Annotated in this window: 11 protein-coding genes; 5 read left to right on the top strand and 6 right to left on the bottom strand. The window is 62.2% G+C overall.

The window, feature by feature from the left end:
• Positions 1-462: 462 nt before the first annotated feature.
• Together QF036_RS06730 and QF036_RS06725 are read right to left on the bottom strand one after the other, a co-directional pair.
• The gene (locus tag QF036_RS06730; RefSeq protein ID WP_307100336.1) at positions 463-1,701 is read right to left on the bottom strand and encodes a hypothetical protein; all 1,239 of its coding nucleotides are present in this window, start codon (positions 1,699-1,701) and stop codon (positions 463-465) included.
• A 5-nt stretch (positions 1,702-1,706) separates the two neighbouring features.
• Complete coding sequence (locus QF036_RS06725; RefSeq protein ID WP_307100334.1) at positions 1,707-2,432, bottom strand: NUDIX hydrolase; 726 nt, start codon at positions 2,430-2,432, stop codon at positions 1,707-1,709.
• A 93-nt stretch (positions 2,433-2,525) separates the two neighbouring features.
• Here QF036_RS06725 and QF036_RS06720 point away from each other — a divergent pair, with 93 nt between their 5' ends.
• From QF036_RS06720 to QF036_RS06700, 5 genes are all read left to right on the top strand, one after another.
• Positions 2,526-2,810: an ARPP-1 family domain-containing protein gene (locus tag QF036_RS06720; protein WP_307100332.1), complete on the top strand. Its 285-nt coding sequence runs from the start codon at positions 2,526-2,528 to the stop codon at positions 2,808-2,810.
• Between the two features lie 10 nt (positions 2,811-2,820).
• Complete coding sequence (locus QF036_RS06715; RefSeq protein ID WP_307100330.1) at positions 2,821-3,486, top strand: ARPP-1 family domain-containing protein; 666 nt, start codon at positions 2,821-2,823, stop codon at positions 3,484-3,486.
• Positions 3,483-5,000 carry an ADP-ribosylglycohydrolase family protein gene (locus QF036_RS06710; protein ID WP_307100328.1) on the top strand — a complete coding sequence of 506 codons (1,518 nt, stop codon included), beginning with the start codon at positions 3,483-3,485 and terminating at the stop codon, positions 4,998-5,000. The genes QF036_RS06715 and QF036_RS06710 overlap by 4 nt, the downstream gene beginning before the upstream one ends.
• A gap of 66 nt (positions 5,001-5,066) precedes the next feature.
• Positions 5,067-6,746: an NERD domain-containing protein gene (locus QF036_RS06705; RefSeq protein WP_307100327.1), complete on the top strand. Its 1,680-nt coding sequence runs from the start codon at positions 5,067-5,069 to the stop codon at positions 6,744-6,746.
• 413 nt (positions 6,747-7,159) lie between these two features.
• A complete protein-coding gene (locus tag QF036_RS06700; RefSeq protein ID WP_307100325.1) occupies positions 7,160-8,428 on the top strand; it encodes a hypothetical protein in 1,269 nt (422 codons plus the stop codon).
• Here the strand turns inward: QF036_RS06700 and QF036_RS06695 are convergent.
• The 4 genes from QF036_RS06695 to QF036_RS06680 form a co-directional block, all read right to left on the bottom strand.
• Positions 8,405-8,710: a hypothetical protein gene (locus tag QF036_RS06695; RefSeq protein WP_307100323.1), complete on the bottom strand. Its 306-nt coding sequence runs from the start codon at positions 8,708-8,710 to the stop codon at positions 8,405-8,407. The genes QF036_RS06700 and QF036_RS06695 overlap by 24 nt on opposite strands.
• Positions 8,682-12,707 (bottom strand): DUF6221 family protein, encoded by a 4,026-nt coding sequence (locus QF036_RS06690; protein ID WP_307100320.1) that lies wholly within the window; start codon positions 12,705-12,707, stop codon positions 8,682-8,684. Before QF036_RS06690 ends, QF036_RS06695 begins: the two co-directional genes overlap by 29 nt.
• Before the next feature lie 167 nt (positions 12,708-12,874).
• Positions 12,875-13,558, bottom strand: coding sequence for a hypothetical protein (locus QF036_RS06685; RefSeq protein ID WP_307100319.1), 684 nt, complete (start codon positions 13,556-13,558; stop codon positions 12,875-12,877).
• Between the two features lie 55 nt (positions 13,559-13,613).
• Complete coding sequence (locus tag QF036_RS06680; protein WP_307100318.1) at positions 13,614-14,288, bottom strand: hypothetical protein; 675 nt, start codon at positions 14,286-14,288, stop codon at positions 13,614-13,616.
• Positions 14,289-14,342 lie beyond the last annotated feature (54 nt).

Below are 14,342 nucleotides of genomic sequence, written 5' to 3'. Positions count from 1 at the left end.
GGTTGTCGTGATGGATAGCGCCGCATCCAGTATTCGGGGTTTCCAGATCCCACGCTGTCTGCTTTTAATGGGAGTCTCGTACCTTCGAATTCGAAGTCTTCAAGGTCCAAATAGGAAATGGCATCTTCACCGTCATTAGTCCGGACTGCCAACCAGGCCTGTGCTTCCTGTCTCACACGGGAATCAAGCGAAACCAATGGACTGTTGAGATATTGGACAACATCAGAGTGGGGCACTCTGAAGTGACCCCGAGCACCCTTGCTCGTATCCAGGTAGACGTTCGGAAACACTCCCCGTTGTACGTAATCAGTTGCTGTGGTTTGGTGGCGCCCAATCATCATTGCAACTTCACGAGTGCTCAGGTGTGGCCCTGCAACAACGGGCCCATCAGGAAAGACGCGATTCATCTCGCCAGGATAGCCGGGATACGTCCAAGCGGACGCCGCCGACTTACCGCTAGGGTCAGTTCCCCAGCATGTGCGAAGCGTGTCTGCCGGCGAACCAGAGGCCCGTTTCTCGAGAACGCCGGAACTCGCCAAGGTATCCGAGGGTTGCTGACGTGACGGCAACTCGCCAAGACCGCCCATCCGGACGAACGGGCAGCTTGTCCCCATGTCGCTGTAATGACTTACTCCACCCGGAGGAATTGGGCAGGAGCAGATGGACATTCGGCACGGAAACAGCGTCACTACCGCCCGAGAGCCGGACCTCCCGCGGACCCGGCATGAGGAGCAGAGACTCTAAATGATCAGCCAATTGAAGCGGATCCGAGCCTCCACACAACATCGCTGCCCATCGACGACTCCTACTGATGCGGCTTACAAGCGCGGGGCTGTGGATTAGGGCTTCCGAAGGATCGAAGGTGTCCTCACTCTGGTCGAGGTGGTTTGGGACGACGTGAATCATTTTGGTCGCCAGCTCAGACACATTCCTATTGAGAATCAGAGCCGCCGCATCAGCTCCGTAAAGTCGCTTCAACCCTGAAAGCACGCCATCGTCCCCAGGCATTCCGGAATTTAGCCAACGGGCCATCCCGAGGGCCGGATTTGACCACGCCAAGTGGCCCAGCACCACCGCCGAAAGGGAGAACCAGTAGGTAATGAAATCCGGCATGTGTCCAGACCCTGCCGGATCTTTCGGAGGCAGCCAGTCTGCATCGTGCGATCCCAGCGCCCTACAGACCAACGAGAGCTCGTAATCACAGTTGGAGTCAGCACTTTCCCAGCCCGCATTGAAGTCGTTCCATTGCCAGCCGAAATCGCTGAATTCTCGCTCTTCGTGCACCGAATTGACAAGCTCGAACAAGCGTTGCAGGAGCATCTTCATTTGGTAAAAGATGCCAGGCTTGATTTTCGCAGGTTTGGCCGACGCGGAACTGGATGTGAGGGCCAGCAGACACTCAACAACCACCGCCGCGTCAGCAGACCGTAGATTCGAGCATCCGGGGGCCGAGGAATCCCAGCCCAGCACTGAGTCATGATCGGAGCTCAATTCCAGTACGTCCCTCATGAAACGCGAGAGCTGACCGACGAGAAGATCCGCAAGGATGCTCGGAACTTGGTCGAGTGGCTTGACTGAAACGTGGACCGCAAGCTCCAGGAGTTCACCGAGCTTGGCAATATCCGACGGCTCCATGAGCGCGATTTTGACGGCGACATCAGCCTCAAAGTCTCGACTTGGCATTCTTCCCTTTTTGTTCATGGAATCTACGGATGGAATGAGACTACGGAAATCCGGCGGCCGCGTGGACGCGGCGCGCTAGAGTTGTCAGCCCGCACCCACAACCGCGACGGCCTCCCCCGCGTCCCGTCCGACATCTGCCCAGTCCCGGCCAACTGCGGCTCCATGAAACGCCGGAAGGTATCCCGCATCAGCGCACGGCCAGCGACCACCTCATGCAGGTCCCGCAGCTCCTTCAGCGTAAAAGGCTCATCCAGCAGCGCCCCAGGGTCCGGCGCCTCCGCGTAGGCGGCACGCACCGACTCCACCGCCTTGGCCACCATCTCCGCATGGCCGTACGGCAGCCCGGCAATCAGCTCCGGCTCCCCGGAAACGGCAGCCAGCCGAACGCCGTCGGACGTTAACGCGTCCTCCAAACCAGCCAACGGCACAACATCCACGTGCGCGACGGACAGCACCCAGCCCCGGTCGTCCCGGGCCGGATCATCGAAGACGTGCAGCTGCCGGGGCACGCGCCCCGAGATCCCGGCCTTTTCCCTCAGGGATCGCAGCACCGCATCCGCCAGCCGCTCCCGCTCACGCAGGAAGCTGCCGGGCAGCGCCCACTTGCCATGCTGGTGGCCCTCGCCCCGCCGCACCAGGAGCACACAAAGGCTGCCGCCCGCGACGGTAAGGACCGCGGTGTCCACCGCCACCGACGGCCGCGGGTAGTTCAGTAGGGAGGCACGCGGGGCATCTTTAGGGGTCTTCACAGGATTATTTATCTCAGTATTGCGCTAAAGATTCAAGGCGCGCATACTGGAGTCAATTAGCTCAGATCTGAGCTAAAGATTCTGGAGGTCGTCATGAAGGTTCAACAGCTGCACGTCGGGGCGGGCACCGCGCTTGGCCCGCTCAGCATCTTTCCCGTGTGGACGGCGGGCGTGGGCGAGCTCGGCATCAGCACCGCCACCCACGCCGATGTCGCCGTCGCCGAGCTGGCCAGCGGCCCACAGGTAGCCCGGCTCACCGTCACCAACAACGGCCCGCGCCCGGCCCTCCTGCTCGAAGGTGAGCTCCTCGAGGGCGGCCAGCAGCACCGGACCTGCGCCCGGACGTCGTCCTCGGCCCGGCGAAACCCGCGACATTGACGCCTACTGTGTGGAGGCCGGCCGCTGGGAAGGCACCCACAGCCACCGTCGCCAGGCCCGCCGCGCCCCGCTGAACGTCCGGGTCGAACTCGCCACCAGCCTGACGGACCCTGGCGGAGTCGACCGGCAGGGCCGCATCTGGAGCCGGGTTGCCCGCTTCGACGCCGTCCGGGGCCGGTCAGCCACCAGCTCGCTGCTCGAGCACCTGGACCGGTTCACCGCCGAGCCCCGGAAGGACCGCGGGTTCGGCGCCGACGACGCCCCGGCCCCGATCGAGGGCCAGCGCGGCGTGGTGATCGGGCTCGGTACGCAGCCGCTCCTGCTGGAGGTCTTCGGCACCCACACGCTGTTCCGCCGGCACTACCGCCAGCTGGTCGAATCAGCGCTGCTCGACCTGGAGCTCCTTCCGCCGCACGTGATGGCCTCCGGGCCGATGCCCGGCCAACGCGCCCGCGACTTCGCCGCCGCGGTCCAGGCCCTGGAGTTCGGACCGTTCGACGGCGGCATGCCGGCGCTGGAGGTCAGGAACCACGGCGCACTGCGCAGCCGGAACATCACCCAGACCACCGGGCAGCTCGCGGTGGCGGGGATCGCCGTCGCACTCCCCCACCGGGAACCCGAGCTGGCCCACCTGACCGGCTGGAACAACAACCACCCCCTGATGGAGATCGCATGAAACTGAACCCACTGCAGAACGACCGTGCCGCCGGCGTCCTGGTTACACTGGCCGCCGGCGACGCCCTCGGCGCCGGCTACGAATTCGGTGCACCGCTGCCCGACGGCACCCCGGTGAGCATGAAGGGCGGCGGTCCGTTCGGCTTCGCCCCCGCCGAGTGGACCGACGACACGTCCATGGCCATCGCCCTCACAGAGGCGGTGGTGGACTCCCCCTCCGCGCCCGGTTCCCCTGCCGTGCTGACCGCCGTTGTCCGGGCATGGACCGAATGGGCCGCCGACGCCAAGGACGTGGGTGCGCAAACTAGCTCCGTCATCGCCGCTGCCCGGCGGCTGGCCGCTGCCGCCAGCAGGAGCGAGGCCGACGCCGGTGACTTCACAGCTGCTGCGGCCGAGTTCCACGCCCGCACCGGCCGGAGCGCCGGCAACGGCTCTCTGATGCGCACCGCTCCCTTGGCTCTCGCCTACCTGGACCGCAGCCCTGATGAGCTCATGGCCCAGGCCGGGGTGGTCAGCGCCCTGACCCACACCGATGTCGACGCTCAGGAGGCCTGCGGCCTGTGGTGCATAGCCATCCGGCAGGCGGTCCTCACGGGCGAACTAGATGTCCGGTCCGGGCTTGCTTTGCTGCCCGCGGAGCGCGCCGCTGTCTGGCTGGAGCGGATCGAGACGGCTGAGCGGTCCCGGCCGCGGGACTTCGCCCGCAACGGCTGGGTGGTGGAGGCATTCCAGGGAGCCTGGAGCGCCATCCACTTCACGTCTGTCTCCACGTATGGTCCGGCGCATGTCCGGGCGGCTTTGGAGGAAGCAGTCAGGGGCGGCCGCGACACAGACACGGTCGCTGCCATCGCCGGAGGGCTGCTCGGCGCCGCCTACGGCTACACAGCGGTGCCATTCGAGTGGCGGCAGCACCTGCACGGCTGGCCGGGGCTGCGTGCCCGCGACCTGATGACGCTCGGCATGGAGCTGGGCCGCGGCGAGGGCCGCCGTCTTGATTCCTGGCCGCGGGCGGCGACGCACGACTACAGCATGTGGGGCCGCACCGATGCGCTGGTCCGGCACCCGCACGACGACGGCGTATGGCTGGGCGGCGTTGCTTCCGTCACCCGTGTAGCCGAGCTGAGGATTGACGCTGTGGTGTCGCTGTGCCGGCTGGGCATTGAAGACGTTCCCTCTGTTGGCGCAGCTGAGCACGCCTCGTTCCGGGTAATCGATTCGTTCGATCCCGGCGCCAACGCCGATCCGGACTTCGTGCTCCGGGAGGCGGCGGCCGCCGTCGAACGCTTCCGCTCAGAGGGCAAGACCGTCCTCCTGCACTGCGTGCGGGCGGAATCCCGAACGCCTACTGTGGCGGCACTGTATGGCGCCCGGGTGGCTGGCGTGACTCCTCTGCGAGCGCTGGAAGACGTTCAGCGTGTGCTGCCGGGCGCGCAGCCGAACCCGCGATTCATCGAGTTCCTCAGCAAAGCCGAAGCATCTACGCAACGTTCACGCTTGTTGTCCGCCGAAACGTGATCTGCACCATAAGATGATCAAAATATTTTGCGGCAACGTTCGCCGTTATTGGGCATGGGGGCAGCAGTGAGGTGTATTCCGGAAGAGCCGGAGTTCGGTGACGGCCAGTCGGCCGAACGCGCTGTGTGGGAGGCGCTGAGGAAGAGCCTGCCGGATGACTGCGTGCTTGCCCATTCCGTCCAGGTACGCGATGGACGGGCCGAGCATGAGATCGACCTGCTGGTCCTGTGGCCGGGCGTCGGCATGGCAGCCATCGAGGTTAAAGGCGGCAAGGTCGGCGTCGAAAACGGGCAGTGGTACCAGTCCGACAAGGGTGGCAAGCACAAAATCCAGAGCCCGGTGGCCCAGTCCCAGAATTCCCAGCATGCCTTCAAGAACTGGCTCGAGAGCCGCATGGGTTCCAAACTCACCAGCCGTTTCGCCTATCTGGTCAGCCTTCCCTACACGGACGTCCCCAAGGACTGGGAGATGGCCGGATGTCCCCGCTCGCTGGTCCTCGACCAGACGGACATGAAGTCGCCGGCCGACCTGATCCGGTGCGCCATCGAGCACGAGGGCAGCGGAGCCAGCACGTTGGCTCCGTCGTTCGTGGACCGGATCCTGCGGCACCTCAGCGGTGACCTCATCACGGACTCCGGCTCTTTGGATCCGCAGGAAGCCGAGGACGAGCAGGATCACCTGACCGAGCGGCAGGCTGTGCTCCTGCAGGCCACCAGGTCGCTCAGGCGCGTGCGGTTCACGGGCGGTGCGGGCAGCGGCAAGACATGGCTCGCTTTGGAAAAGGCCCGGCGGCTCTGCCGCGAAGGCAAGCGCGTCGGTCTCTTCTGCTACAACAAGGGCCTCGGACAATACCTGCAGCGGGAGGTGTCCGGCTGGCGGCACAAGCAACCGGTCTTCACCGGCGAATTCCACGAGTACGTCCGCGGGCTGGGCGTCCCGGACGGTTCAGGTCAGGACTACTTCGACGTCGAGATGCCGCGCATGCTCAAGGAGCTGGGAGCCGGGCTTGAGCCGCTTGAGCGGCTGGACGCCGTCGTCATCGATGAAGCGCAGGACTTCGCCCCGCTGTGGTGGGAGGCACTGCTCGCCTGCACCACGGATCCCACGGACAGTGAAGTTTACGCCTTCATGGACGACCGCCAGGACGTCTACAAAAGATGGGGAGGCACGACGGCGGACCTCACCTTTGGCCCGACGGCCACCTTTGTTCCCATCCAAATCGACGAAAACCTGCGGAACACCCGGAAGATCGCCGAGACGTTCAAGTCGTTCGCCGGTGAGCACTTCACGCCCCGGGGCGGTACAGGCCTGCCGGTCCGGCGGGTCGAGTGCGCTACCGAACATACCCTAGACGTGGCAGGGGACTGCATAGATGCACTCATTAGAGAAGGTTGGGCGAACAACCAGATCGCCCTCCTTACCACGAAAGACCGCCATCCCATTCATCTGGAGTTCCACGAACGCGGCGCCACCGTTGACTACTGGCGCGAGTTCCATGCCGCCGAAGCTGAGTTCTATGGCCACGTGCTGGGGTTCAAGGGGCTGGAGCGTTCTGTCGTGGTGCTCTGCGTCAACGGGTTCAAGGACATGGAACGCGCGGCGGAGCAGCTGTACGTCGGCCTGTCGCGGGCGCGCAGCCTGCTGGTAGTGGTGGGCGAGAGTGCACTGCTAGAGGAAGCCGGCGGCCGGGAACTGAAGATGGCCCTGTCGAAGGCGCAGGCGTGGGTGCCGGACGTCGACCTGTAGGCAACTTATGACAACAAGGGCTTCTCCAACCATGCGGGGACCTCTCCCGGCAGGGGTTCCAAAGCTTTTTGTCGGTCGGCAGGGACATACTTTCGGCAGATTCAATGTGAAATTCCAATCAGTTCCTCGATTCGAGGGGGCGCTCGTACAACAGCTGGCTTCAACCCCAAGGAGATGGTGCAGGGCGTGGCGCGCTTGGTGACAGCGAGATGCAAGGGCGAGGATCTTGGGTATGGAAGTAAGCTCCCGGCAGGCTCGGGCACCTCGTCTACGATCTTCGCCTCCCTTGCCAATCGAATGCAGGTCTTAGCCGACCTCGGGCAGAAACCCGGCGAGACAGACGTTGCTGGTTCCCTCTGGAGCTCAATCAGGCACAACTAGTAAGGACTCTGTGAGAGGTGATCCGAATCCATATGACAACGGCCCAACGCGAGGTCGAAGTAGCTTCAAAATTGATTCGCCTCGATGCCAAGAGGAGAGATGCACTGACGGCGTGCGGTGACCACCTAAGGTGGAACTTCAAATGGGCCGACCCACACGACGATGTGCAGACCATTCTCAACGGCATCGCACAAAAGATCGCCGTCCTTTGGGACAAGGACCTTGCGTCCTCAGAAATTTCCCCAGTCACATCCCGGCGCGTGGAAGAGTACCTTCCCAGCCTGTCCAAGCTAGCCGCACGCAACTTCCCTGAGATGGAACAAGAAGTCTTATGTCTGCCATTGTGGCAAGTCGTTGAGTATCTAGAGCTGCTGGCCAGGCCATCTTCTCTACCGACCAAAGTTGGCGAACTCACCGTTATGTCCGGGCTTGCCCGACTTCTGATCATGCGCACGGTCGCTGCTGCTGCGTCCCTAGACACGGATCTGGAGGAGCCCGTCCCTTTTTCGCTTCGACCGAACGAAAACCTTGACTGGCATCCTGCCCCGACCGCCGGAATTCACGATCATGCTCCCTGGGTCACCGGCGTCGCCCAGCTTCACGGCTGTCTGGCGGGCTGGGACGCGGCATGGACCCTCCCACCCCGGCCGCCCCTCGATGCCGACGTCTTGCCGAGATGTGCCTATTTTGCCCCTCTGGCACTGTTGATGTTCGGCTGCCTTTCTTGGATAAATCCTGCTGTCGGTATTGCTCGATGGATCAATTTGGGCATGCCTGCAGAGGATCCGGTCCTGAAACTAGTCAAGCGGCAGTGGGGCAAATGGGCTCTCGCGCATGCAGTCGGGCAGGACACACTCAGGTTCTGGACTTACGGAGACGGGTACAGACTGGCCAAAGGCCTGACCCACGAACAGACAAACCTTGAAGAGTCCGCGAGGGCCGGCCGATCTTTCCTTGAATCCTCGGAATACGGCCGCAGACAATTGCAGTTTGCGGGCCAACTCCACATGCAGACTCACATCCAGTGGCAACTCGGACGGCTAGACGGGCAAACGCCCGCGCGAACACTCTTCATCAACGGGAGCAGCGCCGTCATCGCTCTCGACGAATACAGCGGCTGGTGGGAGGCGCTACGTGAAGAAGGCGACAACTTGCCGCCCCTCCGTGCAGATGATGAGCGCGTGGTCCTTGTCCTTTCAAAGGGGATAGGACTCCTCGGGGAATTTCGACATTCAAGGGTCACCGGGCGCTGGTACGTCGGCTCCCACGAAACACACCTACTCGGTTGGACGGCGCCCTAGTCCGCCAATCGGAATACCCGCGGTCATCTCGCCGATCACAGTTTCCCTGATGCGGGCGTTCGTGCCAGGGACCCTGACGCGGAACACCTCAGCGAAATGCGCCGCGATCCCCTCGGTCGTGAGCCCCTTCGCGGTCGGCAACAACACGGTCTCATTCACGCCGGTCAGCGGCCGCTGCCGTTTCCGATAAACGAGCGCATGACCGAAGAGCGGGGCAATCAGCTGGACCGGGATTGCTGAAGAGGATCCGCACTCATAGCCGCCATTGCTCGCGGTACCCATGGTGCGCAGCATAGGGCTCGGCAAGAATGAAGAGCAATTTCTCCAAATGTTGATCTCCGCTCGGTTCGGAGCCGCGTGCGATGTGTTCGAATTGAGCAATGATTTTCCGCTTCGCCTCACATTGAGCCATGATGTGGTCTGGGCCAAGTTTTCTCATGTACTTAAATGCCCTATCCGCGCCCCTGCCGCCCTCACTGTGCGCTGCCCAAGCTTCCATCAGGAAGGCCTTCCAGTAAACTTCCCCCGGAATGAGCTCGGCAACCCGCTGGGCCTCAAGCTCGTCCTCGGCGATGCGGTCTTTTAGGAACTCGATGATGTCGTTCATGTTTTCGTTCTGCCATTCACTCTCAGGCGATTGGGTCGTTCGCAATGAGTCGTCATGGCCGCCATCGGGTGTGGCGATGTGAGAAGGGGCCTCCTTGTCCCCTTCTTCGTCATCAAGGTCATCAAGACGGTCCACTTGGGGCGCAAAGACTGCCAAATGCCACCGGAGTTGTTCGGCGTCCTGGCATTCTCTGCCGAGCCGAAGCCCGTCTAGGAGCTTTTTGGCGGCAGATTCCCGAGGAACGTCGACCATGTGCCAATTCGGGTTCTCGTCCGATGGGGCTTTCCAGCCAGCAGCCAGGAGAAAGCCGGGGTTCAGCGGCCAAACTTCAGCAGAAAGGAACTGTTCGGAAACGAGTTCCAGCGATAGCCCTGAATCGTCCGGGGTCGCTTGGGCATAGGGAGCGCAATCTTGGCTGGTTCCGTCGTTGTATGCAATGCTCAGGAAGTCGTCGTCTTTGAGCCACACCAGTTCGTCCGTCAGGGCCTGCACAGCATTCGCCCACAGAAGGTCTTGGTTGCTGCCCGCCACCGGATCTTGGCCCTCGCCGTGGGAGGCGTTCTCGATACCGTAATCCATGGGAGTTTCCCCGTCCCGTGATTCATCGGACCATCTGAGCTGTTGGGGCTTAGTAACGCCCCGGCACTCGCGCAGCCCCGAGACGAGAGTTGATGCAACATCAGCGCGGGGGACGGACATTTTGACCCAGACGTCACGACGATCTTCGCTTGACGACCAGCCCAGTTCAAGCATGCGCTTGACATCCTGGGGCCAGTGCTCCGTGCCGACTACCAAGGCCGAAGCGAGTGAGCAATCGGCCCCGTCCACCGTGATTGCCGCACTCGCGAACAGTGGTACGTCCAAGGCTTCGCCTTCTTCCACGACGCGAACATCTAACGTAGCGTCCGCAGGTAGCCGGGATACTGTCTCTGCAAGCAATTCGTGGACTCGATGCCACTCGTCATCGAAGGCGTCCGTGTCCTCGTGAGTTAAGTCCACGCTTCCACCTACCAACCTCAAGGCGGCTTCTACGGTACCGAATTCAGCCTGCATGCTAAGCAATGACGGCCGTTCCGTTCCCCGCACAACTTGCAGTTTTACCCAGTCGTCGTATGCAAAATCAGTGGCAGGAGCATGTTCCTGTTCTGACAAAGTCTTTGCAAATTCGACAGCAGCGCTAATGAAGTCGGATCCCTGCCAATTGAGGCTCTGCAATATCTTAGGAAGCCCCATCGCTACCATCGCGCCATTCCAGGAGCCTTTGCCTAGGAGCTGGGACACTGTCTGCACCGGTGCAGGCCAATCCAGATAGCTGGGTACCTCGCAAGTTTCCCTCAACTGTTCGCGGCCCCAGTCGTATTTTGCGGCATAGAGCTGTCTGCCCGGGGCGTGACTCAACTGCCTCAGGGCGCCCAGAACCGCTTTGACGGTGCGCTGTCGTGAGGAGGCCGAGAAGTCCGACAGAAAGCGCTCAAGATCCTCCACCACGATTTCCTCGTCCGGTGAATCCGGCTGTACAGAGTCGGCAGTTAGGCCATTGAGCATGCCGTAAACCGCCAATATGCCATAGTCAAGATACGGGGAGTAACACGTCATGGGGTAATCCGCCGTGATCTCTGCCTCCCAGCAAATTTCTTGGTAGACATCGATTGCCAAGTCATGCTGCCAATGGGACCCGTGGTCCAGCGCCATTGCCCGGCGCATAAATTCTGGCGAGGGATGGCCGCGCACCCGGCCGCGGTCCATGTCGTCCTGAATCAGCTGACGTAGCGAACTGATCTCACCCGCAATGGCATCCGCCCTGCTTTGCTCGTGTTTTGCGGTAATCGTTTCTCGGAGCCGGTCAAAGAACCGTTCCGGTTGTTCGTCGTCCTCGTACAGGGAGGCTAGCCTTTCCCCTCTGGCGTAGGCATCCAGCACCATCTCCCAGCCGTGGCGCCAGTCGTTCGAGGTTCCTCCAAGGTCTCTGCCCGTCTGTCGAGTTGAATCACTTGCCAGTCGGCAGAGCGCAGATTCAATGTCGGGTCCGGCGTTCACGACTCCTCGCAGGACGCCGCTAGCCCAATTTGCTAGCGATGCTTCTGCTTTCTCACCGCCCGGAGCTGGCAGCCGGCCGCACCTCGCTATGAAGTCCTTATACTCGACGAGCCGTCGCTCATGCCGGATTTCGCGGGCCGACTTCAACGTGTCTGCATAAGCAAGCACGCGCGCTACTTCATCGGAAATCAGTGTTCCTGCAGACCGAAGCTTTCGGTGCTTAGCCAACCAAGAGTAAATCGGGGATGCAGATCCCGGAAGGTGGCCTGCCGCGTTGAGCGCAGCCATAACATTTGCGGCCTCCGCACTCTCCCGGGCCCGACTTGCCTGTGTCTTCTCGACAGGCCTAACTTCATCGGCGGCGGCCGCTATTCGGCCGCACTCAGCGGCGAGTTTATTGATTTGCTCATTGATGTCGGCACTTCCGGTGGTCCGGGAGCCATCGAGGCGTCGCTTAACCCAGAATGCGAGATTTTTTTCTTCCTTCGACGCAAGCTTGGCAAAACCAGGCATACGTCGATTAGCTTCGACGAAGGCGCGCAATTCATCGAGACGAGCATTACGCTTGTGCTCTGAATGAGGTTTGAGACTGTCAGCGAGTGCCAGCACTTCCAGTGTTTCCGGAGGAAGCTCGGTGCCTGCAGCGCGTTGCCGGCGTGCGTTCGCTATCCAGCCGTGGATTTGGCTGTCTTCGGTGCTTGAGGGTAGGTGATCAGCGCACTCAAGAGCGGCCCGCACCTTCTCCCTGGTCACAATCTCGTTGAATTCCATCCGGGAGGGGTACTTGTCGTAGAGATCGAGGATGCTTTGTCGGCGCTCTGAGTACGCGCTGGGCTCGTAGCTGCGGTCGCTTTCGCGGGCGTGATTGCGCATCCAAGCCCCGATCGTCCGCTCCTGCTCCTCTTCTGCAGAGAGCGCGTCGGTATCGGTGAAACTTGTCCGCGGAATGTACCCGTGTTGGGCGCACCATTCCTGGGCCTCCAACAGCCTGACGTCGGGGTCCACGTTCTTCCTAGTAGCCAGCGCGCCGGGGACCGTGCTCAGGGCGTCGATCTGGTCCTGGGGCATGGTCCCGTCTTTGAATGACATGCGCTTGTTAATGAGCCACAGCGCGAGGCCTCGCTCTTCTTCGCGGGTGCTCAGTGGCATCCGTCCGTGCTCGTCGTGGAATGCCATGAGCTCCGCGACCCACTCTGCGATAGGTCGAATTCTTCGAGTCGAGTCCAACGGGACGAGGGGCTCGAGCAAGTCTGAGCGCTCAGCCGACAGTTCTCCCTTGTTTCGCGCGATGACCTGAAAGTTTAGCCATGCCGCCAGGCTGCGTTCGGGAGCGTTGGCGGATCCGTAGAGTGGGCGCCTTCCGTTGTCGCGGATGAAGTCAGCGAGCTCCGCAATCCGGTCAGCGTAGGTCTGCCGGGGCGCCAGCGCGTCCCCAAGGTCCTCAAGCAGTTCCAGCCGGTCTGCGGAGAGTTGACCGGCGTTCCTTAGCGTTTGCTGTGCGGTAGTCCAACGGCCCAGGGCCGCTTCCGCGGCATCCTTCGACTCTGCGCGCGGACGGCGCCCCGTTTGCTCGATGAACTCTTTCAGTTCACTGTAGCGCTCGGTGAACCGCTGATTCTGGTCTCCACGTGACATAGCCGTTCTAGTCTTCCTATCCGCAAGCATCTCGGAGGGCCCACTCAATGTGCAAAGCAAGGAGTGGGCCCTAAGTCCTCCGCATACCGTAACCGCACGGACCCCCCTCAGGTGATCCGGAACTTCCAGTTTCAAGTAACGGGAGGACAACAAATTCAAGAGCAGAGTTAACCCGGAATCTGAATACGGGCGGCTTCCTGCATCAGCGGATCGGAAATCATCACCGTCACCGGTCCCGGTGCCACGTCGAAGGCAATGAAGCCCCGGGACTTGTCACCGGGCAGGATTTTTCCGGACCCGAGCTGGTCGTCCACGAACAGGTTCTGGTCGGCCTTGCGGCCGTTAGCATCCTTGGCCGAGAAATAGAACGGATTCGAGCTGGTCTCCCCCGACGAGGTTTCCCAGAGCACGTCCAGGAGCAGGTACGAACCGTTTTTCGCCGGCGTTGAGAACTGCGTATTCACGGAGGTCTTGCGGACGGCCGAGAGGATCGTGATCCGGGCGACGTCGGCGTTACCGAGATCCATGGTGAAGGGCTTGCCCACGGTGGGAGCGGCGGGTGCCTTGGGCGTCTCTGCGGCGGGCACGGGGCTGGCAGCTGCGGCCTCTGCGGAAGTGGTCCCGGCGGACTCCGGGGCTGCAGCGGCCGGAGACGATGAGCTGGTGGCAGCAGGCGCCGTCGCCGGAGCATCACTGCTGGACTTGCCTCCACCGCCGCAGGAACCAAGCACGATGCTCAGCAGGACAAATCCGGTGGGAATCACGAAGCGTTTCTTCTTATAGAAGGGGCGCTTGGCTGCAGCGGGTGCTGCCGCGGCCGGCGGGATGGGTTCGAAACTCAGGTGCGTCATGAGGTGCCTTTCATAGGTGATGAGTCAGGAGATTGGTGAGGCCCGGCAGTGCCGGTTACTGCTTGGTCCAGGTGCCGCACCGGCTGGACTTGAAGTCCTGGCCGGCGGCGAGAGCCACCGATGGGCGGCCCCCGCCCGGGAGGTCGTTTTCGATGATGTTGCTGCCGTTGCTGCCGGTCTCGTAGATGCCCCAGTAGCAGCTGGACCCCACGTCGGCCGTGGCCCGGTAGGTTCCGGCGGCGATGTCATTGCCGACGGTCCATGTCCCGTCGGATACCGTGTTGGCGGCTTTCTGCTTTTCGGCAGCTGTCACGGCCTCTTCGCGTTTCTTGACGGCTGCCTCTGCGGACTTCACAGCGGACTCGGCTTTGCCGACTTCGGTCTCCCGGGCCTGGACCTTCGCTTCCTTGTCGGCGATGCCGGCCTGAAGAGTCTCATAGTCGGATTTGAGTGAGTCGTAGTCGGAACGGAGCGAGTCCCGCTCGGATTCGGCCCCCGCTTTGGCGTCTGCCACGCTCCGGTACGCCTCGCTGGACTTGGGGTCCGGAAGCGTCGTGCCAAATGCGGTTCCGCCGGCCAGCAGGACGCCGGCAAAGAGCACGCCCAAAGCCCGCTTCCCGCGACCAGCACGGCGCTGAGATTTGCCCGCTCCATCGGGGTTGGGCTCCGGAGTAAGGGCTGTTCCGGCGTGATCGGTGCCGGGCGCCGGCGTGGTGTTTTCGGTCTTCATGGTTTCTCCCCAAGGTCTCAATCGAAGAAGGACTGGCGGCGGGATACCCATCCC

This window comes from Arthrobacter globiformis (genome assembly GCF_030817195.1).
GTDB lineage: Bacteria > Actinomycetota > Actinomycetes > Actinomycetales > Micrococcaceae > Arthrobacter > Arthrobacter globiformis_D.
Note: the sequence above shows the minus strand (reverse complement) of the source record. Positions and strands in the feature narration are given on the sequence as shown.